A 23,056-nucleotide genomic window follows, 5' to 3' on the forward strand; every position below is an offset into this window, starting at 1 on the left:
GGCTCAGCCGGCGTTCTGCGCGGCCTTGTCGACGAACTCCGTCGTGTACGTCTTGTCGAGGTCGACGTCGGCGTTCTGGATGTTGGGGTTGAACGCCTTGAGGACCTTCTCGACGGTCTCGGGACCGTCCTTGGGCATCACGCCGTCGTTGGTGAACATCGGCAATGTGTTCTTGATGGCCACCGCGTGCAGCAGCTTGTTGCCCTGCGAGTAGTCGGCGGGCATCTTGTCGGCGATCTGGGTGGCGCTGTGGGTGGACATCCACTTGAGCGTCTTGACGAATGCATTGGCCAACTTCTGGACGGTGTCCTTGTGACCGTTGACCCAGTCCGTCTGCATGTACAGGCTTGACGACGGATACGGCCCGCCGAGTGCCTCGTCCGAGCCCTGGGGCGTGCGCATGTCCAGGAGGACCTTGCCGGCCTTCTTGTCCAGGATCGTCGCGACGGTCGGGTCGGTCGTCATGCCACCGTCGATCGAGCCCTGCTGGAGCGCCGAGATGAACGTCGGTCCCGCACCGACGGCGACCGGGGTGAAGTCGCTGACCTTCACGCCGTTCTTGACCGCGAGGTACTTGGTGAGGAAGTCCGTCGAGGAGCCGAGGCCCGTGACGCCGAGCTTCCTGCCCTTGAAGTCCTTGGGCGAGGTGATGTCGCCCGCCGCCTTGTTGGAGACGATCTCCACCTCGCCGGGCGCGTGCGAGAACTGCACGACCGACTCCACGTCCTTGCCCTTCACCTGCAGGTCGAGGGTGTGGTCGTAGAAGCCGACGGCCCCCTGGACCTGGCCGGAGACGAGCGCGGTCTCGGCCTGGACGCCGGCGGGCTCGCTCAGCAGCTCCACGTCGAGTCCCTCGGCGTCGAAGTAGCCGAGCCGCTGGGTCAGCATCGCGGGCAGGTAGATGACCTTGTCGAGGCCACCGACCATGATCTTGACCTTGGTCCCCTTGCCGTCACCCTTGCTGCCGGAGTCGGCTGAGGCCGTACTGGCGGCGTCGTTGGCACAGGCGGTGAGCGAGGTGAGGGCGAGCAGGCCGGCGGCGGCCAGGGAGGTGTATCTGGCGGTCATGCGCATGGAGTTCACGTCCTTGTGAGGGGCGGTGCGGAGAGGCTGCTGGAGTGAGGAGGCGGCGGTTGCCGTGGACAGCCTCAGCTGTCCGAACTCGTCGGCTTCCAGCGGAAGATGCGGCGCTCGGCGAAGGTGAGCAGACCTTCGGCGAGAAGGGCGACGACGGCGAGGATGACCATCGCGGCGTACACACCGGCCGCGTTGAAGGTGCCCTGCGACTGCGCGACGAGCAGGCCGATGCCCTTGGTCGCGCCGATGTACTCGCCGACGATCGCGCCGATGAGGGCGAAGCCGAAGCTGACGTGCAGGCTGGTGAAGATCCACGAGGTCGCGGACGGGATGACGACCTGAAGCGTCACCCTGCGATCGCTCGCGCCCAGGATGCGGGCATTGGCCACGAGATTGCGGTCCACCTCGCGGGCGCCCTGGAAGGCGTTGAAGAAGACCGGGAAGAAGACCAGGACGACGGCCGAGGCCACCTTGGAGGCCGGTCCGAGTCCGAACCAGATCACGAAGATGGGTGCAAGGACAATCCTCGGTATCGAGTTGAGCACCTTGATGTATGGACCAAGGACGTCGGCCAGCAAGGTGATCCGCCCCAACGCAATACCGAAGACCACACCGGCCACCACGCCGACGACCCAGCCCAGCAGCGCCTCGTACAGCGTGTACCAGACCTGCTCGCCCAGCGAACCGAGTGCGGTCCCGTGCGTCACCCACGTCCAGATCTGGTCCCAGATCTTCGAGGGCATGGAGAAGTTGAAGGGATCGATGACCTCGGCCCGCGAGAGCACTTCCCACAGACCGAGGACGGCCACCAGGAGCAGCACGCGGGACGCGGCGACGACGATACGGCGTCTGCGGGCGGCACGCGCGCGCGAGTGCGCGCGGTCCGGCGGAGGCGTGGCCGTGTCCACGACCGGTGTGCTGAGAACCTCAGGCGACATGGGCTGCGCCCCTCTGCCGGGTGATGCGGACCTCTTCGCCGAGGGACTGCCAGATCTCGCGGTAGATCTCGATGAACCGCGGCTCCAGGCGCACCGACTCGACCTTGCGCGGCCGTGGCAGGTCGATATCGAAGATCTGCTTGACGGTGGCGGGTCCGGCCGTCATCACGACGACCTTGTCGGCCAGCGCGATGGACTCCTCCAGATCGTGGGTGACGAAGACGACGGAGGCGCCCGTGCCCTCCCACAGTTCGAGGAGCTCGTCGGACATCAGGGCCCGGGTCTGCACGTCGAGCGCGGAGAACGGCTCGTCCATCAGCAGGATCTCGGGGTCGTTGACGAAGGTCGCGGCGAGCGCGACCCGCTTGCGCTGGCCTCCGGAGAGCTGATGGGGGTAGCGGTCCTCGAAGGCCGCGAGCCCGACCCGGGCCAGCCATTCCCGCGCCTTCTGCCTGGCCTCCGCCTTGGGCACGCCCCGGAAGCGAGGGCCGGCCATGACATTGGACAGGACCGTGCGCCAGGGGAAGGTGGCGTCCTGCTGGAAGACGAAACCCACCTTGTCCCCGACCCCCTGGACCGGCTCCCCGACGACCAGAACCTCGCCCTCGGAGGGCTCCTCCAACCCGCTGACCAGGGTCAACGTGGTCGACTTGCCGCAGCCCGTGGGTCCGACGACCGCCACGAACTCGCCACGGCCCACCGCGAGATCAAGTCCGCTGACGGCCGTGTGCAGACCCCCCGACGGGGTCCGGAATGTCTTGCTCGCGCCTCGCAGTTCGATGGCGGGGCTGGTGTCTGCGCTCATGGCCGGGGACGGTAGATGTGGCCTGTGCCACGGCATCAGTCTTCTGGGCACATGCCGTTCTTTTGCTTGCAACGGCCTGTCGTGCTCGTTTTGCGCGCGCTACAACAGCGGAGCCGAAACACGGGCGTGACGCCCGCCAGGCCTTGAGGGAAAGAGGCCCGATGATTGACGTCCTGGTCGTGGACGACGACTTCCGTGTCGCCGAGATCAACGCGAAGTACGTGGGCAAGGTTCCCGGCTTCCGGGTGGCCGCCCGCGCCCACAGCGCCGCCCAGGCGCTGGCCAGCGTGCAGCGCGGGACCATCGACCTGGTCCTGCTCGACCACTACCTGCCCGACCAGACGGGCCTCGAACTCGTGCACCGCATGCGGGAACAGGGCCACGGCACGGACGTCATCATGATCACGGCAGCCGGGGACGTGACGACCGTCCAGACGGCGATGCGCCTGGGCGCCCTCCACTACCTGGTCAAGCCCTTCACCTTCGCGGCGCTGCGCACCCGCCTCGACTCCTATGCCGCCCTGCGCCGCACCGTCGACCGGGTCGGCGGCCACGGCATCGCCGGTCAGGAGCAGGTCGACCGCATCTTCAGCGCCCTGCGCACCACCTCGGCTCCCGCCTCCCCCGGCCTGCCCAGCGGCCACTCGGAGCCGACCACGGACCTCATCTGCCGCGTCCTGCACCACGCCGGCCACCCACTGTCGGCCCACGAGGTCGCCGCCGAGACGGGCCTGAGCCGCTCCACCGCCCAGCGCTACCTCCGCCACCTCGAACAGGCCGGCCGCCTCCGCCTGTCCCTCAGATACGGCGACACGGGGCGCCCGGAGCACCGGTACGCATGGGTGGCGCCATAGCCGTACGCCCCGGGACGGCCTGCTTTCGGATGCCGTACGACGAAAACGGATGCGGTACGACGACGAGGGCACCGTCCGGCACAGGCGCCGCCCCTACACGGCCCCCGCCCCCGTGAGTGACCGCACCTCGGTCTCCGCGTGCTTGGCCTGGTCGGCGACCTCCGCCGAGGTGACCGTGCCGAGCCAGCCCGCGACGAAGCCCAGCGGGATGGAGACCAGACCGGGGTTCTGCAGCGGGAAGTACTGGAAGTCGACGCCCGGGAAGAGGGACTCCGGGCTGCCGGACACCACGGGCGACAGCAGCACCAGGGCCAGGGCGGGGATCAGTCCGCCGTACACGGACCAGACGGCGCCCCGGGTGGTGAACCCGCGCCAGAACAGCGAGTAGAGCAGCACCGGCAGATTCGCGGACGCGGCGACGGCGAAGGCGAGGCCCACCAGGAAGGCGACGTTGAGATCGCGGGCCAGCAGGCCGAGGGCGATCGCGATCACGCCGATCCCGACGGCGGCTGTCCTGGCCACGGCCACCTCACTGCGCGGCCTGGCCCGTCGGCGTCGTAGTGAGGCGTACAGGTCATGGGCGACGGAGGCCGAGGAGGCGAGGGTGATGCCGGCGACCACTGCGAGGATCGTGGCGAAGGCTACGGCGGCGACGATCGCGAACAGAACCGTTCCTCCCGTGGAGTCGGCGCCGCCGCCCAGGTCGAGGGCCAGGAGGGGGACGGCGGTGTTCCCCGCGGCGTTCGATCCCCGGACCGTCTCGGGCCCCACGATCGCCGCGGCGCCGAACCCGAGGACGATCGTCATGAGGTAGAAGCCGCCGATGAGCCCGATCGACCAGACCACCGAACGCCGTGCGGCGCGTGCCGTGGGCACGGTGTAGAAGCGGGACAGGATGTGCGGAAGCCCCGCCGTGCCGAGTACGAGGGCGAGTCCCAGGCTGATGAAGTCGAGGCGGGCGGTCCAGTCCCCGCCGTACTTCAGACCCGGCGCCAGGAACGACCGGCCGTGGCCGCTGCGCTCCGCGGCCGTGAGCAGCAACTGGTCGACGTCGCCGTGGAACCGCACCAGCACGAGCACGGTCAACGCGACGGTCCCACCCAGCAGCAGGACCGCCTTGACGATCTGGATCCAGGTCGTCGCGCGCATCCCGCCCAGGGACACGTAGATCACCATGAGCGCCCCGACGGCGATGACGGTCCAGAACTGGGCCGCCTCACTGGTGCCTCCGAGCAGCAACGCGACGAGGCTGCCCGCGCCCACCATCTGGGCCACCAGATACAGAACGGACACGGTGACCGAGGAAGTTCCCGCCGCGATCCGCACCGGCCGCTCGCTCATCCGCGCGGCGACCACGTCGGCCAGCGTGAACCGCCCGCAGTTGCGCACCAGTTCGGCGACGAGGAACAGCACCACCAGCCAGGCCACGAGGAAGCCCACCGAGTAGAGCATGCCGTCGTACCCGAAGAGCGCGATGAGCCCGGAGATACCGAGGAAGGACGCGGCCGACATGTAGTCACCCGCGATGGCAAAACCATTCTCCATCGGCGAGAACAACCGCCCGCCCGCATAGAACTCCTCCGCCGAACCGTGCCGGTGGCGGCTCACCCACGTCGTGATCCCCAGCGTTACCGCGACGAACGCACTGAACAGCAACAGCGCCAGAGTCTGGTGGTCCACCGTCATGACGACGCACCGCCCCGGGCCGTACGCGTCAGTTCCTGTGTGTCCCACCGCAGTTCGAGGGCGGCCCGGTCCCGGCGCAGCCGCGCGTGCCGGGCGTAGGCCCAGGTGAGGACGAAGGTGGTGAGGAACTGCCCGAGTCCCGCGAGCATCGCCACGTTCACCGCGCCCGCCACCGGTCGCGCCATCAGTCCCGGCGCGCTCGTCGCCGTCACGACGTAGGCCACGTACCAGGCGAAGAACCCGATACCCGCCGGCACCACGAACCTGCGGTACCTGCTGCGCACCTCCCGGAAGGCCGCGCTGCGCTGCACCTCGAGGTAGACGTCGGCCGCCGCGGCGGCCCGGTCCTCGTGCTCCGCGCGTGCCGTCACGACCGGTGCCGCGGATGTGCCGTCACCGCCCGTCTCGCCCCAGCCGGAGGCGAGCTCGTCGTACCAGGGATCGTCGTACCGCACCCCGGCGGACGCTTCGGCACGGGCCACATCGTGGCCGTCGTGGTTCTCGGCCGGACTCTCGGCATCACCCTCGCTTCCGCGGGGACGAGCGTTGCTTGACTGCATGCCCAAGGATGGACAGAACGGGAAGATCCCCGACTCTTCTTCCCGGTGCTCTTCACCCCATCAGGTGACTCCTCCCATCGGTGGCCGTACAAGCCCGTTCGCGTACGCGTAACGCACCGCCTGCGCGCGGTCCTTGATGCCCGTCTTGGCGAAGAGGTTGTTGATGTGGGTCTTCACCGTGGCTGTGGAGACATGCAGTTCGCGGGCGATCTCCTGATTGGTCAGCCCTTCGGCGATCAGCGCCAGTACCTCGACCTCACGGGCGGTGAGCCCGTCGGGCACCTCCCCGGGCGCCGGCTGCGGCGGCTCGGGGTCCGACAGCCGCTCCAGCAGCCGCCGCTGGATGCTCGGCGACAGTCCGGCGTCCCCGGAGAGCACGCTGTGCACGGCCCGCACGATCTCGTCACCTCCCGCGTCCTTGGTGAGATAGCCGCGCGCCCCCGCCTTGAGCGCGGGAAACAGCGACTCGTCGTCCGCGAACGTCGTCAGCACTACGACTTGAGTCCCCGGGTACTCGGCCCGGATTCTGCGGGTCGCCTCCACCCCGTCACAGCGGGGCATGCGCAGGTCCATCAGCACCACGTCCGGGGCGAGTTCGGCGACGAGCGCCACCGCCTCCTCCCCGTCCCCGGCCGCGCCCACGACCTCGACACCGGGCAGCAGACCGAGCAGCATGACGATGCCTTCGCGCACCACGGTCTGGTCGTCCGCGACCACCACGCGCGCGGGCTTCGTCTCCGCCCCCACCGTCATACCGGCACCTTCAACGTCACCACAAACCCTCCGTCGTCCGGCCCGGCGTCCAGCGAACCGCCCAGCAGTTCGGCGCGCTCCCGCATCCCCAGCAGACCGTACCCGCCTCCGGTGGTGGCGAGGTCGCCCGCCGAACCACCCGAGTCCCGTACGACCAACGTCACCTGCTCCTCTCCGTACTCCAGCCGCATCCGGACCTTGGCTCCGGGCGCATGCTTGCGGACGTTGGTCAGGGCCTCCTGCGCGACCCTGCGCACGGCCTGCGACGCCTCTGCCGGCAGCGGTCTGCGCTCACCTGAAATGGTGGTCTCGGCGCCGTCCGCCGTCCCGACGAGCTGGCTCAGGAACTCCTCCAGCGGAGTCATGTCCCCACGCAGAGCCGACAGCGCCTGCCGCGTCTCCGCGAGACCGTCGCGGGCCATGCCCCGGGCCGCCACCACCCGTTCGAGTATCTGTTCCCGGTCCGCACCCCGCTCGATCAGCAACCGGGCCGCCTCCAGGTGCACGAGCTGGGCCGAGAGACTGTGGGCCAGCACGTCGTGGATCTCCCGAGCGATCCGGGCCCGCTCCGCGAGTGCCGCCGACTCCGCCTCGGCCGCCCGCGCGGCCCGCTCCTGTTTGAGCAGCCGCTGGGCGTTGCCACGGGCTTCGGCGTCCAACCGCAGGACGTAGCCGGCCAGGGCGAGCCCCGCGGTCGTGGCCAGGGTGGTCAGCCACACGTCGTCGTTGAAGGCGGCGTACAGGGCGAGGGCGACCACGGTCACGGGCAGGGCGGCGGCGACGGGCAGCCGTTCCAGAGCGGTGATGGCGCAGCCGCACCACAGTACGAGGGCGACGACCCCGAAGTGGGCGGCCTGGGCGGCGACCGCGATCGTCAGGAGGACGCCGTAGAGCGCCAGGGAGGGCCAGAGCCGGTGCGCCAGGGTGGTGCGGAAGAGGGCCCAGGCGACGACGGCGGACAGGAGGATTCCCGTCACTGCTCCGAGCACGCCCCAGCCCTGCACACGGCTGCTGTGGAAAGCGCCCCACAGGAGCATGACGAGCACCAGCGACCGCGTGACCCAGCCGAGCAGACGCCGAGGACGTGTGGTCGCCTCACGCCCGAGCGCCTCCCGGGAGGGCCAGCGGGTCCAGGCCTTGTCCGTCACACGCGTTCCTTCCCCGTGGACCGGACCATGGGCTCACCGTACGCCGCCGGGGCGGGTGCGGCGGCAGGGCGCAGGGAGTGCGCTCGCCGGACGAGGATCCCGGAACGCACGAGCAGGGTGGCCGCCAAGGCGAGCAGCAGCGCGGAGGAGTCCTGGTGGACACCGATCGCCGCATCCAGCGCGAAGAGGCCTACGCGCAGGGCGATGCCGACGGCCCAGACAGCCCCGCTTGCCTTGGTGCTCCGGCTCCACACCTCGCCGTCCGGCTCCGTCCATATCCGGCTCGTCCAGGCCCAGCCGGCCCCGATGGCGAGGCCGGTGAACAGTTCGACGATGAGCAGGGTGACGGATGCCGTGCGGTGATGAGCGTCCACCAGCCCCGGCTCGCGCAATGCCACGACCGCCAGGACGGCGGGCAGGAGCCACCAGCGCCGGCCGGTGTCGATCCGGCTCGCCCGGAACTGCCGGGCGATCACGACGACCACCGCAACCACGATCAGCAACGCATCGACGAGCCCGGACATCACAGCCTCTGTGAGCGAGGAAGGGTCTTTCGGCAGCGGACGCCGCCGACACCTTCGAAGCTACGGAAATCCGCAGGTCGGGGGATCGGAGCTGGGGTGGATCACGGGTGGATTCCCGGGCAGCCGGGCTCTCCACCCACGGGTGGACAACCGCCTCGCCGAAGCCAGTCGGTCCCAGCACCGCCGGCGACATCGCGAGCGCCGGGTGGCGGTGTCGACCGTGCTCGCCCGCCCGCCTCGGTCGACCGCGAAGGCCGCAGGGCTGTGCCGCGGGTGCGGACCAACCCGTCCGAACATGACGCAGGGGCCGGTCGGAGTACCGGCCCCTGCCCAGGGCTACGCGTCGATACGCGACCGGTCCAGCGTCGCCGCCGAGCCCGAGATGAACTCCTTCCGCGGCGCCACGTCGTTGCCCATCAACAAATCGAAGACCTGCTCCGCGGCCTCCAGATCGGCGAGGTTGATCCGCCGCAGAGTCCGGTACCGCGGGTCCATCGTCGTCTCGGCCAGCTGGTCGGCGTCCATCTCGCCGAGACCCTTGTACCGCTGGATGGAGTCCTTGTACCGGACCCCCTTGCTCTGGAACTCCAGCAGCTTTTCGCGCAGCTCACGGTCCGAGTACGTGTAGACGTACTTGTCCTGCCCCTTCTTCGGCTGGACGAGCTCGATGCGGTGCAGCGGCGGCACCGCGGCGAACACCCGGCCCGCCTCGACCATGGGCCGCATGTAGCGCTGGAACAGCGTCAGCAGCAGGCACCGGATGTGAGAGCCGTCGACATCGGCGTCGGTCATCATGATGATCTTGCCGTAGCGGGCCGCGTCGATGTCGAAGGTCCGGCCGGACCCCGCTCCTATGACCTGGATGATCGCACCGCACTCGACGTTCTTGAGCATGTCGGTGACGGACGACTTCTGGACGTTGAGGATCTTGCCGCGGATGGGCAGCAGCGCCTGGAACTCGGAGTTCCGGGCGAGCTTCGCGGTACCGAGCGCGGAGTCGCCCTCGACGATGAACAGTTCGCTGCGGTCGACGTCGTCGCTTCGGCAGTCGGCGAGCTTGGCGGGCAGCGAGGACGATTCCAGAGCCGTCTTGCGGCGCTGCGCGTCCTTGTGCTGGCGGGCCGCGATACGCGTGCGCGCGGCGGCGACCGCCTTCTCCATGACGACCCGCGCCTGGGCCGCGGCGTCGCGCCTCGTGGACGTCAGGAACGCCTTGAGCTCCTTGGAGATCACGGTGTTCACGATGCGGCGGGCCGCCGAGGTGCCGAGAACCTCCTTGGTCTGTCCCTCGAACTGGGGCTCGGCGAGGCGCACGGTGACGACCGCGGTCAGGCCCTCGAGGGCGTCGTCCTTGACGATGTCGTCCTCGGCGACACGCAGCATCTTCTTCGCGCGCAGCACCTCGTTCATCGTCTTGGCGACGGCCTGCTCGAAGCCGGCGACATGGGTGCCGCCCTTGGGCGTGGCGATGATGTTGACGAACGACCTCAGAGTCGTGTCGTAGCCGGTGCCCCAGCGCATCGCGACATCCACGCCGAGTTCGCGGGTGACCTCGGTGGGCGTCATCTGGCCGTGCTCGTCCAGAACCGGGACGGTTTCCTTGAAGGTGCCCTGGCCGGAAAAGCGGAGAACGTCGTTGACCGGCTTGTCGGTGGCCAGGTACTCGCAGAACTCGCTGATGCCGCCGTCGAACCGGAACGACTCCTCGCCCTTGCTGCCGCCCTCGCCCAGGCCGTACTCGTCGCGGACGACGATGGTCAGGCCGGGCACCAGGAACGCGGTCTGGCGAGCGCGCCCGTGGAGGTTCTCCAGGGAGAGCTTGGCGTCCTTGAGGAAGATCTGCCGGTCGGCCCAGTACCGCACGCGCGTGCCGGTGCGGGTCTTGGGGATCCTCTTGGCCTTGCGCAGACCGCTCGCGGCCTCGAACTTGGCCTCGGGGCCGTTCCCCGCGAAGGCACCGGGCACGCCGCGCCGGAAGCTGATCGCGTGGGTGTTGCCGGCGCGGTCCACCTCGACGTCCAACCGCGCGGACAGGGCGTTCACCACGGAGGCGCCCACGCCGTGCAGTCCGCCGGAGGCGGCGTACGAGCCGCCGCCGAACTTGCCGCCGGCGTGCAGCTTGGTCATGACGACCTCGACGCCGGACAGGCCCGTCTTGGGCTCGATGTCGACCGGGATGCCCCGGCCGTTGTCCCGGACCTCCACCGAGGCGTCGTCGTGGAGGATCACCTCGATGTGGTCGCAGTGCCCGCCCAGGGCCTCGTCGACGGAGTTGTCGATGATCTCCCACAGACAGTGCATCAGGCCACGGCTGTCGGTAGATCCGATGTACATACCCGGGCGCTTGCGTACGGCCTCAAGCCCTTCGAGGACGAGCAGGTGCCGCGCGGTGTAGTTGGAACCGTCCCGGTCTGCTCCTGCCAGCAGAGCTGTGGACGGCACGGACGTCTCGGCGGTCACGCGGTTCGCTCCTCGCTGAATTTCAGGTGGGGCCCTTGTGGGTAAGGGCGCGGCTTCGGTCGCCGCCATGAGGGTACCGAGGCCTGGTAGAGCCGTTGTAACGCCACCCTCGTGCGGAAACACAGAGTAGTCCAGGGTCGCATACCTGTTCGATCCCTCGATGGGGTGAAGTACATATCACGTTCCCTTACAGGCATGAACCATTTAGGCTCCGGGCACGTCCTCATGAACAACCGGCAACCCAGCCGGGAGGACCGACCTTGACCGACAGCGCGAAACCGTAAGACACACAGACACGCAATACGGCACATTCGCCGCCAAACCGGCAGCAGCCAGCCGCCCGGAAAATTTCTCTCTGGGAGAAGCCCCGAGCGGGAACGTTTTGGGGCTGGTTGGATGTTGACCCTGGTACGACAGCTCGTCGAGCTAGAGAAGAGGCGACGTGACTACTGTTCTGACCCCCGCGAGCCCGCTGACGGCCGCTGACCGCTGCGACCGCTGCGGCGCCCAGGCGTACGTGCGCGTCGTGCTGCTCAGCGGTGGAGAGCTGCTCTTCTGCGCCCACCACGGTCGCAAGTTCGAGCCGGAACTCAAGAAGATCGCCGCTGAGATACAGGACGAGACGGAGCGGCTCACGGCCGTTCCCGCATCGGTCTCAGAAGAAGAACGCTGACACTTCGCGTCCACGACGAGCCAGCTCCGGCACAGGCCGGCATGAGGGCGGCTGTCCCTGCTCCCAGGGGCAGCCGCCCTTACTCATGGCTCTGCGAGGACCTCATGGCTCTGCGGGGACGCTCAACGCCCCCAAGGCACTGTCACGCGGTTCCATGGCGTCCGTCGGCCCGGTTGCGACCGGCCGGTCCCAGCGTCCGCAGGACGTCGGACACACGGGCGTACACACCAGGGCTGCCCGCTCGTCCACAGCCGCTCCCCCAGGACACCAGCCCGATCAGCTTCCCCTGGGCGACCAGCGGCCCACCGCTGTCCCCCTGGCAGGCGTCACGACCGCCCCAGTCCTCCCCGGCGCACAGCATGCTGTCGGCGCGGTAGGTGCCGTCGGCGCCGCCCGGATAAGCCTCCGTGCAGCCCGCGTCGGCCAGCACGTGTACTTGTGCCGCCCGGAGGCTGCGCGCGTAGTCGCCGCCGCCCGTGACGTCACCCCAGCCGTACACCGTGGCACCGGTTCCCGGCTGGTACGCGGTGTCGCCGGCGTCCGCCATGGCGATGACCGCGTTCTGCGGCAGCGGCTCGGCGAGGGTGAGGACGGCGAAGTCCCCGGCGTTGCTCTGCGGGTCGTAGCCGGGATTCACCCAGGCTTCACGTATGGCGATCTCCTTCCCCTGATCCGAGAGCAGATCCGTCCGGCCCGTGATGACGCGGAAGTCGCTCACCTGCTCGGGTGGTGCCCCGAGGACGTCCTCGCCCATGCAGTGGGCCGCGGTGAGCACCGTGGTGCGGCCGACGGCGACACCGCCGCAGAACTGCCCGGCGCGCGTACCTCCGAACCGGTCACGGCTGGACAGGGCAACCGTCCAGGGCGCCTTGGACACATCGACCGGGAAGCCCCCGACGACGATGCTGTCGGCAGCCACGGGGGCGGCCGACGCCAGCGGTATGGCCGCCGTCAGGGCCGCCAGTACCAGCGGCCGGACCAGCGCCCGGGCAATGGGGTGACGCATGCATGCTCCTCACTCGGGGGTGATGATCGGAAACCCAGAGTCATGCAGGGCGCCTGTGCGCGCAGCACGAAGGCCCGGTCCCCAAAGAGGGGCCGGGCCTTCGGTGTCGTACGACTACGGCTTAGTCGAGGTAGTCGCGCAGCACCTGCGAACGCGACGGGTGACGCAGCTTCGACATGGTCTTCGACTCGATCTGGCGGATGCGCTCGCGCGTGACGCCGTAGACCTTGCCGATCTCGTCGAGGGTCTTCGGCTGACCGTCGGTGAGGCCGAAGCGCATCGAGACCACGCCCGCCTCGCGCTCCGACAGGGTGTCGAGGACGGAGTGCAGCTGCTCCTGCAGGAGCGTGAAGCTCACTGCGTCGGCCGGGACGACGGCCTCGGAGTCCTCGATGAGGTCACCGAACTCGCTGTCGCCGTCCTCGCCCAGAGGAGTGTGCAGCGAGATCGGCTCGCGGCCGTACTTCTGGACCTCGATGACCTTCTCCGGGGTCATGTCGAGTTCCTTGGCCAGTTCCTCCGGGGTGGGCTCGCGGCCCAGGTCCTGAAGCATCTGGCGCTGCACGCGCGCGAGCTTGTTGATGACCTCGACCATGTGCACCGGGATACGGATGGTGCGGGCCTGGTCGGCCATCGCGCGGGTGATGGCCTGACGGATCCACCAGGTGGCGTACGTGGAGAACTTGTAGCCCTTGGTGTAGTCGAACTTCTCGACCGCGCGGATCAGACCGAGGTTGCCCTCCTGGATGAGGTCCAGGAAGAGCATGCCGCGGCCGGTGTAACGCTTGGCCAGGGAGACCACCAGACGGAGGTTGGCCTCCAGGAGGTGGTTCTTGGCGCGGCGGCCGTCCTCGGCGATGATCTCCAGCTCGCGCTTGAGCTTCGGGGCGAGCTTGTCGGCGTTGGCCAGCTTGTCCTCGGCGAACAGACCGGCCTCGATGCGCTTGGCGAGCTCGACCTCCTGCTCGGCGTTGAGCAGGGGGACCTTGCCGATCTGCTTGAGGTAGTCCTTGACCGGGTCGGCGGTGGCGCCGGCGGCCGCGACCTGCTGCGCGGGCGCGTCGTCCTCGTCCTCGTCGGACAGCACGAAGCCGGCGCTCTCGGCACCCTCGGGCTCGTCGCCGGTCTTGGGAGCGTCCTCGAGGACCTCTTCCTCGACGACCTCGGCGTCGTCCTTCTTGGCGGTCGTCTTCTTGGCCGCCGCCGTCTTCTTGGTGGCGACGGTCTTCTTCGCGGCCGCCTTCTTGGTGGCGACCGCCTTCTTCGCGGCGGGCTTCGTGAGCTCTTCGCCCTCGACTGCGGGCTCGGCGGCGGGGGCCGCCGGGGTGGCGGTGGCGGTGGCCTTCTTCGTGGTCACCGTCTTCGCCGCGACCGTCTTGGTGGCGGTGCGCTTGGCCGGACTCTTCGCTGCGACGCTCTTTCGGGTGCGCTTGGGCTCCGCGGCACTGACCATCAGCGTCACACCCTCTTCCTCGAGGATCTGGTTGAGGCTGCGCAGTACGTTCTTCCACTGAGTGGCCGGAATCTGGTCAGCTTCGAAGGCCCGACGCACGTCATCGCCGGCGATCTGCCCCTCAGCCTTTCCCCGCTCAATGAGAGCCATGACAGAGACGGACTCGGCGATCTCCGGCGGGAGCGTACGGGATGTGCTGGCCGACACGAACAACCTCTCGGAACGTTGGAAAACGGCTTCCGGCCCCGTCCACAGCGGACAGGGGCCGACCACCGGCCTGGGAGTGGCCGACGGCGCGGGCGGGGGGCCGGGAAGATGCACAGCGCCTGAAACGGCGTCCGTATTCCCTCCGCGGCTGTCACCTCTTAGGTCATCGCGCTGCTCCCGCCAGCGTTACGCCCAATCTGCGTGGCCCGAGTCACACCCCGTAGGCAGACAAAAATAGTCAGACATGGACAGACAAGGTCACTCGCCTGCCCGGACCAGCAGAGGCCAGGTCGACAGAGGCCAGGTCGACAGAGGCCGGGTCGGCACAGCACGGGTCGGCACAGTCCGGGGTGACGTCACCGCCCCGGACCGTCGGACCCCGCAGGGTCCCTGGAGACCCTGCGGGGTCCGACGGAGGCGGTTCGGCAGCCGGACGACGCCGAAGGAGGTGGAGGACATCCTCGGCCGCGACGCTTGCGGTGCGCGGTCAGTGCTCACGCGGGGCCGGCACCACGCGCTCCACCTCGGGATGGACGGTGAGCAGTTGCCGCATGGCCGCCTCGGCCGCTGCCGCATCGCCGGTGGCGAGGGCGTCGGCGATCCGGCCGTGGTGCGCCAGGGACGACTCGTTCGGCCGGTCACAGCCGGCGACCGGGCCGCCGGAAACCTGGAGGGCGGAGGAGACGATCCCGGAGAGATGCTCCAGCATGCGGTTGCCCGCGAGCTGGATCAGCAAGGAGTGGAACTCGGCGTCGGCACGGGAGAAGGTGAGCGCGTCACCCTGGCTCATGGCGTGCCCCATGATCTCTACCATGTCACCGAGGCGCTGCTGGACGTCCTCCCTGCCGTGTCCCGCGGCCAGGCGCGCGGCGAGCGGCTCGATCGTCCAGCGCAGCTCGCTCAGCTCACGGCGCTGGTTGTCGCGCTGCGGTCCGAAAGCCCGCCATTCGATGATGTCCGGGTCGAGGAGGTTCCAGTCGCTGACGGGACGCACGCGCGTGCCGACGTTCGGGCGGGCGCTGACCAGGCCCTTGGCCTCCAGGACGCGGAGCGACTCACGGACGACGGTACGGGAGACCTCGAAACGCTGGCCGATTTCCTCGGGGACCAGCGGCCGGTCGGCTCCCAGGTCACCGGAGACGATCATCTGGCCGAGCTGCTGGACGAGTTGGCCGTGCAGTCCGCGCCCGCGGCTGCCCGCGGCCCGTCGGCCCACGCGGCCCAGCTCCGGGTCCGAGCCGTCCCAGACGGAGGCGCCGACGCGGCCTGCGGCCGGGGCCTCGGCGTAGGGGTAGCGGTCGAGATCGCCCGGGCCGGCCAGACCGGAGTCGGCGGAGCGGGCGGCGGTCATCATGGTGTGCGCAAGGGTACTCACGGATCCTTTGTCGGCGCCGTCTCCAACTCCCTTGAGGTCTTTGGTGAAAAGCACACGAAAGGGTGATCGCTCACCCCGTCGCAATTGACGCCTTATCGGAAAGAAATGCGCTTTCGTCGGGAAGTTGTGCGCAGGTCGGGACCGGAAGCGCGCGGTCGGTCGTCATCGGGCCCTGCTACGCAGGGTCGTGAGCAGATACGCACACAGCAGGGCGGTCAGCGACAACGTCAGTGCCCCGCCCACCGGTTGGGCGATGACACGCACCGCTCCGACGAGGTAGCGCTCGCCGCCGAAGGGCCATTGCAGCAGGAAGACCTCGCGCAGCCGCGCGGGAAGACCGGCCGCCGCTCGCAGGGACGCACCCTCCAGCGCTTTCTGTACAAGGGGTACGACGACAACGGGTACGGCGACCACCGCGGCGAGCCCGGCCGCGGTGGACCGGAAGACACCGGCGGCCAGGACACCGGCCCAGGCACACCCGACCACGAGCCCGAACCAACTCGCGCTCAGCACCAGCCAATCCGCGGGAACTTCCGCGAGTTCCCGTCCGTAGACGAGATAGAGCACTTCGGCGTCGCAACCCACCGCGAGAAAAGCCAGCGCCAGCGCGGTGACGGCGGCGACGACGAGTTTCGCGGTGAGCAGTCCCAGTCGGCGGGGAACGCTGCCGCGGTCCGCAGCCAGGGCGGGGTGGCGGAACTCGTCGCCGAACGCGAGTGCGCCGAGCAGGCCGGCTCCGAGTGCAGCCGGGGGCAGCGGCAACTCCCTCGGCCACGCGGCCAGCAGACGTGCCTGCGGGGTGTGGCCGACTCGCGCCAGGAGTACGGCGGTGAGGGCGGACGTGACGAGCACGGCGGCCGCGGTCAGGAACCCGGTGCCGATTCCTGTCGCGCGACGCAGTTCGTAGCGCAGGGGGCGCAAGGGGCTGGGGGCGGACCTGGCGGAGATGGGGGGTGGGAGAGGGGGCAGGGGGGCGGGTGCCCTGGAGACGGTAGCGGGGCTCGGAGGAGTATCACCGCGTCCCTCAGCCGGGCCGCTGCCGGTGTCGGGACTGCCGTGTGCCGCTTGGTCGCCGCGCGCTCTCCGGTCGGCGGGCACGACCCGGTCACCGGGCCTGTGCGAGCCGGCCTGCGACGCGGGCTTGTCCTGCGCTCGGCCGCCCCGCGGCGCTGTCCCGGCCAACCCCACGGCCCGATGACCAAGGAGCTCACTGGACTCGGGTTCCGTCCCGCCCTCCCTCGCGTCCCGGGCCGCTTCCGCGGTCTCGCCGGGAAACGGCCCGGCACCGGGCCCCATGTCCCCCATCTCGTCGGCGAGTTGATGGACCAGGATGCCGTGACGAAAGGCCGTCTCGCCGACGTCGGCACAGGTACTGCCGTACACGGACAGGCGGTTGCCGCCTTCCCGGACGACTTCGACGGAGCGTTGAGCCGTACGGGCCTCCTTGGCGAGCAGGGCGGCGAGCCGGACGGCATGGGGGGTACGGACGGCGACACGGGGGCGGAGTCGGGTGCGGGCGAACTCCGCGGCAACCTGGTCTGCGACGAGTCGGCCTTGCTCGAGCGTGATGACGTGGTCTGCGGCGCGCGCGGCCTCTTTGGGCTCGGACGTGGTGAACAGGACTGTGCCGCCCTGGGTGGCGTGCGCTCGCAGCATGCCGTGCAGCCAGTGGCTCTCACGGGTGGAGAGCCCGTCGGCGGGATCGTCCAGCACGAGTGTGTGCGGGTCCGACAACAGGGCGCAGGCCAGGCCCAGGCGGCGGTCCATGCCACGCGACAGCGTGCCGAGCCGCTCGTCGCGCAGGCTGACCAGGCCCACCACTTCGAGTACTTCGTCGGCGCGCCGGGCCGGGACGCCGACCGCGGCGCTGAGCATGCGCAGGTGGCCGCGGACCGTGCGTGCGGGATGGCCGGGCACCTCGCCCAGGAGTACGCCGACCTCGCGCGAGGGGTGCGCGAGGCGGTGCAGGGGGCGGCCCCTGAAGTAGGTGAGACCGCGGCCCTGTTGGAGTTCGAGCATCAGTCTGAGCGCTGTCGTCTTGCCCGCGCCCGTCGCTCCGAGAAGCGCGGTGACGTGGCCCGCACGGGCCTCGAAGGACACGTCATCGACCGCGGGCGGGAGGTCCTTGTGGGAATGGCTGGTCAGTCCGAACGCCTGGATCACCCGTAGCAAGATAGCGCGTTATGTCCCGTTTTTGGGTCCGTCACACTTCGGGGCGCAACATCGGGGGGTTGAGAAGAGTGGCGCCGCCGGCGTGGAAGAGCTGGGCGGGGCGGCCGCCCTGTCGCGTGGTGGTGCCGCCGGTGGGGACCAGGAAGCCCGGTGTGCCCGTCACCTTGCGGTGGAAGTTGCGCGGGTCCAGTGCCACGCCCCACACCGCTTCGTAGACCCGGCGCAGCTCGCCGACGGTGAACTCGGGCGGGCAGAACGCCGTGGCCAGCGACGAGTACTCGATCTTCGAGCGGGCGCGCTCCACCCCGTCGGACAGGATCTGCGCATGGTCGAAGGCGAGTGGCGCGACCGGCTCGCCGTCTCGACCGTAACCCCCCTGCTGCAACAGCTCTTCGACGGGTGCCCAGCGTGCGTTGCTGGCGTCACCGCCTGCCCGGGGGGCGGGCAGGTCGGGGGCGAGGGCGAGGTGGGCGACGCTCACCACACGCATCCGGGGGTCACGCTTGGGGTCACCGTAGGTCGCGAGCTGCTCCAGGTGCGCTCCGTTGTCCTGGACGGGGACAGCCGGGTCATGGGCGCGCAGTCCCGTCTCCTCGGCCAGCTCGCGGGCAGCGGCCTGCGCCAGATCCTCATCGGCCCGCACGAAACCGCCGGGAAGCGCCCAGCGTCCCTGGAAGGGCGGCTCGCCCCTGCGTACCGCGAGCGCGCACAGGGCGTGACGACGCACGGTCAGTACGACCAGATCCACGGTGACGGCGAAGGGCGGAAAGGCTGACGGGTCGTAGGGCATGCGGCGATCATAGTCGTCTGCCTGACGATAAACACTCCCTTCGCCGGTCGCATCGGCAGTTGATCCACTGCCACCTGAACAGGTCCCTTCTCCCTCTGTGCGCCTCCGGCGGACCAGGTGTCGCTCGAGGTCACGCCCTGAGTTGCAGCCCTTCGGCGGCCTCCTCGACCATGGCGAGCCCGAGCCTGCTGACCCGTACCGAGAACGGCGCTCCCTTGATCCTCAGTCCGGTCAGACCGATCTCTCCGAGAGGCGCGCTGCGCACGGGGCACAGCGTGACCGTCCCCGCCGGGACGTCGGGGCGGATTCCCGCGAGGGTGCTGAGCAGATGGACTGCGGCGGCCGCCGCAGTGGCCGCCGGGCGACAGGCCGCCGGGTGGGGAAGAGGAGAGCTCCTTTCGGTGCGTTGTTCACCGGCGTACATCTCGGGGAGGCGGTGGCCGAAGGCCTCAGCCGCGGCCAGCAGACCCCGCACGAGCGAGCCGGCCTCCTTCTCGTACCCTGCGGCGGCCAGGCCCGCTACGGCGATCGCCGTCTCGTGGACTCTCACGGCACCGGTGCGATGGCCGAACGGGTTGTAGCCCGCCTCGTTCGTGCCCAGTCCGCGCAGTCCCCAGCCCGAGTCCATGGCCGGGCTTCCGAGCAGCCGGGCGAGCTGCTCGGTCTGGACCCTGTCGAGCAGGCCGGGTGCCTGTTCGCCCCCGCCCAGCAGTCCGGTGTCCAGGAGATGGACAGCCGAGGCGCCGAGGTGCGGCAGGAGGCGGCCGTCGGGGGCCCGCGCAACCGCCGGTCGGCCACCGCTGCGGTCCTCGACCCAGAAGTCCTCGCGGAAGGCCACGCGTAGTTCGCGGGCCCACTGCCGCAGCGCCACCCCGCCGGGTCTGTCGAACGCGTCGAGCAGGTCGGCACCGAGGACGGCCGCGCGGTGCGCATGTGCTTGCGTCTCGCAGCGGACGGGGCCGCCCGGCTGTGGGTCGCACAGATATGGTCCCTCCCCCGCGGCCGTCCGCAGCCAACTCAGACACCGCTCGGCTGTCGGGAGCAGCTCTTCCGTCTCCTGTGGCGAGAGCCCCCATCGGAACGCCTCTGCGAGGAGGGCGGGGAAGAGCAGGGTGGCCTCGGTGCCCGTACAGCCGGCTGGAAGGTGGACGCCCGCGTCCCGGCGTGGCCCGGGAATCATGCCGGACTGCGCTGTCTGCCCGCGGATTTGGGTGCGCGCGAGGGTGCGAAGCGTCCCTGCGGCGAGCCGGGTGCCGAGTGGCAGGGTCATACGGGCCGCGATGAGCGCGTCGGCGGGGGCCAGGCCGCAGCGCCAGGGGACTCCGGCCGCGAGGTGGGTGTCGGTGGGGTGTGCCGGGTCGCGCAGCAGCAGGGACTGAAGGTCGTCGATGCTCGTGTGCAGGAGCGGCTGGACCGCGGAGTGGTCTCCCGACGCGCGGGCGGAAGCCAGGGGGCTGGTCGCCACGCGCCCCACAGCTCGGACAGGGCCCGTGCCCTCCAGCCGGACGCGCAGCTCCAGAGCGACCGTGCCTGCGGGGGGCAGGTCGAGCTCCCAGCGCAGCAGGCCTGCCGACGCGAGCGCGTCGGCGGGTGGTGGGTCGGCCGTGACCGATGCCCCGCCTGCCGCGCAGGACCAGCGCAGGCCGGAGTCGTGGACGATCGCGGGCAGCTCGGGTCCCGCTCGGCCCGAGGCGATCGCGCCCAGGTCCGCCAGGTCCGTACCGAGTGCCACCTCCACCGGCAGGCGCAGTGGGCGGGCGGCGGAGCTGTGCAGCATGATGCGTTCCGTCCCGTCCGCGTGGCGGATGCGCTCTACGACCACGTCGGGATCCGGGCCGCCGCCCTGGGAGACACGCGCGGTGGCCACGAAGCGTGCGCGATCCGCCGCGGTCGTCTGTGCCTTGACCGCGAGTGGCTCACGGCCGGCGACACGGAGCTGACACCGGGAGAGCACCCGTCGACCTGCGCGGTAGAAGCCTTCCAGTCCCTGACCGGTCAGCTGCCCTTGATCCGTGGAGATGGCGAGGCCGGGAAGCGCCACGCAGATGATGACCGAGTGTGCCGGGGGAAGGTCAGCTGGGGCTCGGGTGCCCGAGAAGGGGCTCTGAGGCGGCGGTCCGGACGGGACGGGTGAAGGTGTGCGGGGAGGGCGGCTCGCTGTCGGCGTGGGAGTCGGGCTCGGCCTCGCCGGTGTCGCCGGGCGTCGTACGGCCCCCTCCGACGGAGACGGCTCGCGGTCCCATGACAGGGAGGGAGCGGTGTCCTTCCGATCCTGTTCCGCGGTCGGGTCCGGGCGGTGTTCCGCCGCCACCGAGGTGTGCTCGGTGCCGCTGGGGAACCTCGACTCAGGCATGCCCGTGTTCGTGGCCCGCGGCGGTGGACCGGCGCTTCCCTTCCACCCTGTCGTCCGGGCGCCGAGGGCGGGGCGGCCTTCGCCGGTGGAGGGTGGAGTCGGCTGGTGCAAGGTGCGCTTCCTCTGCGCTCTGCGCGGCTCGGGCGGGTTCGGCGCCCGGTGCGGGGCTCCTGAAGGGCATGGGCGATGCGGCGGTACGGTCCGGTAGGGGATTCCGCCACTCAGGTGAACGGGACGGACCTGTTCGGGGTCACGCCCACGGGCCGGGAAGCCGACCGAATGGCGGCGGACAGGAGCCACCACCCGGCGGCACAGGTGTGACCACCCGCGCGCGACATGCTTCCAGCGGTCGCTCATCCCTCCTCCTCGGTGGCACCGCCCCCGGGCCGTGTGCCCTCGGGTCGCCGTGCGTCGTCCTTGCCGGTGGTGCGGCGGACGGCACCGGGACGCGTACCGCGGGCCGAACGGGAGCGCGGGCGGGATTCCTCGACACCGAGGTGTCGCTTCTCCGCCTCCGCGGAATGGGGACGAGCATCGGCACGAGCGCCGGAACGCACCCGCCGGCGTCGACGGGAGGCCGTGGACGCCGGGGTCGACAGAGTCGGGTCGGCATCGGACGGGCACGACGACAGCGCGTCGCCGCCAGCGGAGGTGCGCCATGGCAACGCGCCTTCGACGCCGGACGTGCACCGTGGGAGCGCGCCTTCGACGTCGGACGGACCCGGCGGCAACGCACCTTCAGCACCGGACGGACACGCAGGCAGGGCGTCCTCCGAGGTGTCGGGCAGCTCCGCCATTCCGGCGGAACCTGGCCGGGATGATGCCTGACCCACGTCCGGACCAGGCATGTTCGGCCGCGTCCTGTCCTCGGTCGTCTTTCCGTCGTCGGACTGAGCGGCCTCCGGCCGCGCGCGTGCGTCGCGCCCCTCGCGTTCCGCGCGCAGGCAGCGGCGGATGGACTCCGGGTCGAGTCCTTCGTTGCATGCCTGGTGCAGGAGCCGGGCGAAGAGATAGCTGGGATCTGCGCCCAGGGCCATGGCCAGCGCCTCCCTGGCCTCGATCTCGTCGCCCTCGGACCAGGCGACCCATCCGGCGAGGGTGAGCGGCGCCGCCGCGTGCTCGCCGTAGGGTCCAACACACCGGCGAGCCAACGCGCGCCACAGGCGCAGGGCCGGCCCGGCCTCCTCTGCCTCCATCCACTCGGCCGCACGGTCCCGGGTCGTCCGGTCCTGCAGACCGAGAATGAGTTGCGCCGCGTCTTCGTGTCCCAGCAGCTCGTCGTCACGCAGGTCGGCCTGGAGCGGGCCCGACACGGGCACTGCCTCAGCGAAACGGGTCATGGTGCGCCTGGCCAGCCGCAGCGTCTCCTCGGCCACGTCCGTCCGGCCCGCCTGGTCGAGCATCTTGGGGACCAGTGCCATGCCGGCGGTGTCCAGGGCGACCTCCTGCTCCAGCGCGGCCGCGGTCTCCCAGGGTTGCAGCCTGGCCCGCAGCTCGCGCAGTGTGCCGCGCACCTGCAGTCCGGCGTACGTGGCCGCGGCGGCGAGCACCGATGTGCCAGGCAGACCCATAGGGAGGCCCTCCACAGGGCAGCATTCCTGGCTCGGACAGCAGTACGACCAGTAACGGCCGTCAGAGATGCACAACGCCTCGATCACGGGAACGTCGAGCCGGCCGCACTCCGTGCGCAGCAGCCCGGCGAGCGGGGCGAGCCGCTCCGTGATCTGCCTTCCCGTCTCACCGGCCCCCGGTTCCTGGCACAGGTAGGCGACCATCTGTTCCGGCCGGGCGCCCCTGCGCTCGCTGCCGGTGATCAGTCCGTGGGCCAGCTGCCGGGCCACCGCCGGCCAGTCGTCCTTGTTCGCGGGAATGCCGAGCCGGGCCCGCCCTCCGAATCGGCCGCGGCCACCCCGGTCGTGCAGGGCGACCAGAACGATGCTGTCCTCGGGCCGGTACCCGAGCAGGTAGGGCAGGGCATCGGCCAGTTCGCCCGGCGTGCGCAGGGTGACCTGGTGTTCGGCGCCAGGTGCGTCGAATCCGACCCGGTCCCCGATGCCCGAGCCGTCGTGATCCGGCCCGCCGCCGTTTCGTCCGCCGCTGTGCCGTCCGCCGTTCCGTCCGTCGCCGTTCCGTCCGCGGTTGTTGCCGTTTGCGGCGGGTCCCGTCGTTTCGCTGTGATTCGTCATGAGCAGACGATCTCGCGGATCTCGATGTTCCGTTTG

General features: G+C 70.2%; 19 protein-coding genes. 2 read left to right on the forward strand and 17 right to left on the reverse strand.

Annotation, left to right across the window (positions count from 1 at the left end):
- Nucleotides 1-3: 3 nt before the first annotated feature.
- From ACIRP7_RS37640 to ACIRP7_RS37650, 3 genes are all read right to left on the reverse strand, one after another.
- Entirely contained in the window at nucleotides 4-1,074 is a 1,071-nt protein-coding gene (locus ACIRP7_RS37640; protein ID WP_403668985.1) for an ABC transporter substrate-binding protein, read from the reverse strand.
- A gap of 74 nt (nucleotides 1,075-1,148) precedes the next feature.
- Complete coding sequence (locus ACIRP7_RS37645) at nucleotides 1,149-2,015, reverse strand: ABC transporter permease (protein WP_403668988.1); 867 nt, start codon at nucleotides 2,013-2,015, stop codon at nucleotides 1,149-1,151.
- Nucleotides 2,005-2,820 carry an ABC transporter ATP-binding protein gene (locus tag ACIRP7_RS37650; protein ID WP_403668991.1) on the reverse strand — a complete coding sequence of 272 codons (816 nt, stop codon included), beginning with the start codon at nucleotides 2,818-2,820 and terminating at the stop codon, nucleotides 2,005-2,007. The genes ACIRP7_RS37645 and ACIRP7_RS37650 overlap by 11 nt, the downstream gene beginning before the upstream one ends.
- A gap of 161 nt (nucleotides 2,821-2,981) precedes the next feature.
- Between ACIRP7_RS37650 and ACIRP7_RS37655 the strand changes: the two genes are divergently transcribed.
- Complete coding sequence (locus ACIRP7_RS37655) at nucleotides 2,982-3,674, forward strand: response regulator (protein WP_403668994.1); 693 nt, start codon at nucleotides 2,982-2,984, stop codon at nucleotides 3,672-3,674.
- Between the two features lie 93 nt (nucleotides 3,675-3,767).
- On the opposite strand, the gene ACIRP7_RS37660 is transcribed toward ACIRP7_RS37655, so the two are convergent.
- The 6 genes from ACIRP7_RS37660 to ACIRP7_RS37685 form a co-directional block, all read right to left on the reverse strand.
- A complete protein-coding gene (locus ACIRP7_RS37660; RefSeq protein ID WP_403668996.1) occupies nucleotides 3,768-5,360 on the reverse strand; it encodes a cation acetate symporter in 1,593 nt (530 codons plus the stop codon).
- Entirely contained in the window at nucleotides 5,357-5,920 is a 564-nt protein-coding gene (locus ACIRP7_RS37665) for a DUF485 domain-containing protein (RefSeq protein WP_403668999.1), read from the reverse strand. The genes ACIRP7_RS37660 and ACIRP7_RS37665 overlap by 4 nt, the downstream gene beginning before the upstream one ends.
- Nucleotides 5,921-5,980: 60 nt before the next feature.
- Nucleotides 5,981-6,673, reverse strand: coding sequence for a response regulator (locus ACIRP7_RS37670; protein ID WP_403669001.1), 693 nt, complete (start codon nucleotides 6,671-6,673; stop codon nucleotides 5,981-5,983).
- Nucleotides 6,670-7,821, reverse strand: a complete 1,152-nt coding sequence (locus ACIRP7_RS37675; protein WP_403669004.1) for a sensor histidine kinase — start codon at nucleotides 7,819-7,821, stop codon at nucleotides 6,670-6,672. Before ACIRP7_RS37675 ends, ACIRP7_RS37670 begins: the two co-directional genes overlap by 4 nt.
- Nucleotides 7,818-8,345, reverse strand: a complete 528-nt coding sequence (locus ACIRP7_RS37680; protein ID WP_403669007.1) for a DUF1453 domain-containing protein — start codon at nucleotides 8,343-8,345, stop codon at nucleotides 7,818-7,820. Before ACIRP7_RS37680 ends, ACIRP7_RS37675 begins: the two co-directional genes overlap by 4 nt.
- Nucleotides 8,346-8,681: 336 nt before the next feature.
- Nucleotides 8,682-10,805 carry a type IIA DNA topoisomerase subunit B gene (locus ACIRP7_RS37685; protein ID WP_403669010.1) on the reverse strand — a complete coding sequence of 708 codons (2,124 nt, stop codon included), beginning with the start codon at nucleotides 10,803-10,805 and terminating at the stop codon, nucleotides 8,682-8,684.
- A 442-nt stretch (nucleotides 10,806-11,247) separates the two neighbouring features.
- Between ACIRP7_RS37685 and ACIRP7_RS37690 the strand changes: the two genes are divergently transcribed.
- The gene (locus tag ACIRP7_RS37690; RefSeq protein ID WP_007385181.1) at nucleotides 11,248-11,478 is read left to right on the forward strand and encodes a hypothetical protein; all 231 of its coding nucleotides are present in this window, start codon (nucleotides 11,248-11,250) and stop codon (nucleotides 11,476-11,478) included.
- A 142-nt stretch (nucleotides 11,479-11,620) separates the two neighbouring features.
- On the opposite strand, the gene ACIRP7_RS37695 is transcribed toward ACIRP7_RS37690, so the two are convergent.
- The 8 genes from ACIRP7_RS37695 to ACIRP7_RS37730 form a co-directional block, all read right to left on the reverse strand.
- Nucleotides 11,621-12,484 carry a S1 family peptidase gene (locus tag ACIRP7_RS37695; RefSeq protein ID WP_403669013.1) on the reverse strand — a complete coding sequence of 288 codons (864 nt, stop codon included), beginning with the start codon at nucleotides 12,482-12,484 and terminating at the stop codon, nucleotides 11,621-11,623.
- A gap of 121 nt (nucleotides 12,485-12,605) precedes the next feature.
- Nucleotides 12,606-14,144: an RNA polymerase sigma factor gene (locus ACIRP7_RS37700; RefSeq protein ID WP_403669016.1), complete on the reverse strand. Its 1,539-nt coding sequence runs from the start codon at nucleotides 14,142-14,144 to the stop codon at nucleotides 12,606-12,608.
- Between the two features lie 487 nt (nucleotides 14,145-14,631).
- Nucleotides 14,632-15,519, reverse strand: coding sequence for a FadR/GntR family transcriptional regulator (locus ACIRP7_RS37705; protein WP_393603826.1), 888 nt, complete (start codon nucleotides 15,517-15,519; stop codon nucleotides 14,632-14,634).
- A 162-nt stretch (nucleotides 15,520-15,681) separates the two neighbouring features.
- Nucleotides 15,682-17,682 carry an ATP-binding cassette domain-containing protein gene (locus ACIRP7_RS37710; protein WP_403669019.1) on the reverse strand — a complete coding sequence of 667 codons (2,001 nt, stop codon included), beginning with the start codon at nucleotides 17,680-17,682 and terminating at the stop codon, nucleotides 15,682-15,684.
- Nucleotides 17,683-17,722: 40 nt separating this feature from the next.
- Complete coding sequence (locus ACIRP7_RS37715; protein ID WP_403669022.1) at nucleotides 17,723-18,481, reverse strand: NUDIX domain-containing protein; 759 nt, start codon at nucleotides 18,479-18,481, stop codon at nucleotides 17,723-17,725.
- 130 nt (nucleotides 18,482-18,611) lie between these two features.
- Nucleotides 18,612-20,522 (reverse strand): glycogen debranching N-terminal domain-containing protein, encoded by a 1,911-nt coding sequence (locus tag ACIRP7_RS37720; RefSeq protein ID WP_403669025.1) that lies wholly within the window; start codon nucleotides 20,520-20,522, stop codon nucleotides 18,612-18,614.
- A gap of 31 nt (nucleotides 20,523-20,553) precedes the next feature.
- Nucleotides 20,554-20,724 carry a hypothetical protein gene (locus ACIRP7_RS37725; RefSeq protein ID WP_403669028.1) on the reverse strand — a complete coding sequence of 57 codons (171 nt, stop codon included), beginning with the start codon at nucleotides 20,722-20,724 and terminating at the stop codon, nucleotides 20,554-20,556.
- A gap of 463 nt (nucleotides 20,725-21,187) precedes the next feature.
- Nucleotides 21,188-23,020, reverse strand: a complete 1,833-nt coding sequence (locus tag ACIRP7_RS37730) for a DUF4192 domain-containing protein (RefSeq protein ID WP_403669031.1) — start codon at nucleotides 23,018-23,020, stop codon at nucleotides 21,188-21,190.
- Nucleotides 23,021-23,056 lie beyond the last annotated feature (36 nt).

Source organism: Streptomyces sp. NPDC102270 (assembly GCF_044766405.1).
Classification (GTDB): Bacteria; Actinomycetota; Actinomycetes; order Streptomycetales; family Streptomycetaceae; genus Streptomyces.

What these genes read in the sequence shown, in the direction of transcription:
- ACIRP7_RS37640 (WP_403668985.1), bottom strand. Translation starts at nt 1,074, where the DNA reads ATGCGCATGACCGCCAGATACACCTCCCTGGCCGCCGCCGGCCTGCTC.
- ACIRP7_RS37645 (WP_403668988.1), bottom strand. Translation starts at nt 2,015, where the DNA reads ATGTCGCCTGAGGTTCTCAGCACACCGGTCGTGGACACGGCCACGCCT.
- ACIRP7_RS37650 (WP_403668991.1), bottom strand. Translation starts at nt 2,820, where the DNA reads ATGAGCGCAGACACCAGCCCCGCCATCGAACTGCGAGGCGCGAGCAAG.
- ACIRP7_RS37655 (WP_403668994.1), top strand. Translation starts at nt 2,982, where the DNA reads ATGATTGACGTCCTGGTCGTGGACGACGACTTCCGTGTCGCCGAGATC.
- ACIRP7_RS37660 (WP_403668996.1), bottom strand. Translation starts at nt 5,360, where the DNA reads ATGACGGTGGACCACCAGACTCTGGCGCTGTTGCTGTTCAGTGCGTTC.
- ACIRP7_RS37665 (WP_403668999.1), bottom strand. Translation starts at nt 5,920, where the DNA reads ATGCAGTCAAGCAACGCTCGTCCCCGCGGAAGCGAGGGTGATGCCGAG.
- ACIRP7_RS37670 (WP_403669001.1), bottom strand. Translation starts at nt 6,673, where the DNA reads ATGACGGTGGGGGCGGAGACGAAGCCCGCGCGCGTGGTGGTCGCGGAC.
- ACIRP7_RS37680 (WP_403669007.1), bottom strand. Translation starts at nt 8,345, where the DNA reads ATGTCCGGGCTCGTCGATGCGTTGCTGATCGTGGTTGCGGTGGTCGTC.
- ACIRP7_RS37695 (WP_403669013.1), bottom strand. Translation starts at nt 12,484, where the DNA reads ATGCGTCACCCCATTGCCCGGGCGCTGGTCCGGCCGCTGGTACTGGCG.
- ACIRP7_RS37715 (WP_403669022.1), bottom strand. Translation starts at nt 18,481, where the DNA reads ATGCCCTACGACCCGTCAGCCTTTCCGCCCTTCGCCGTCACCGTGGAT.
- ACIRP7_RS37725 (WP_403669028.1), bottom strand. Translation starts at nt 20,724, where the DNA reads ATGGGACCGCGAGCCGTCTCCGTCGGAGGGGGCCGTACGACGCCCGGC.
- ACIRP7_RS37730 (WP_403669031.1), bottom strand. Translation starts at nt 23,020, where the DNA reads ATGACGAATCACAGCGAAACGACGGGACCCGCCGCAAACGGCAACAAC.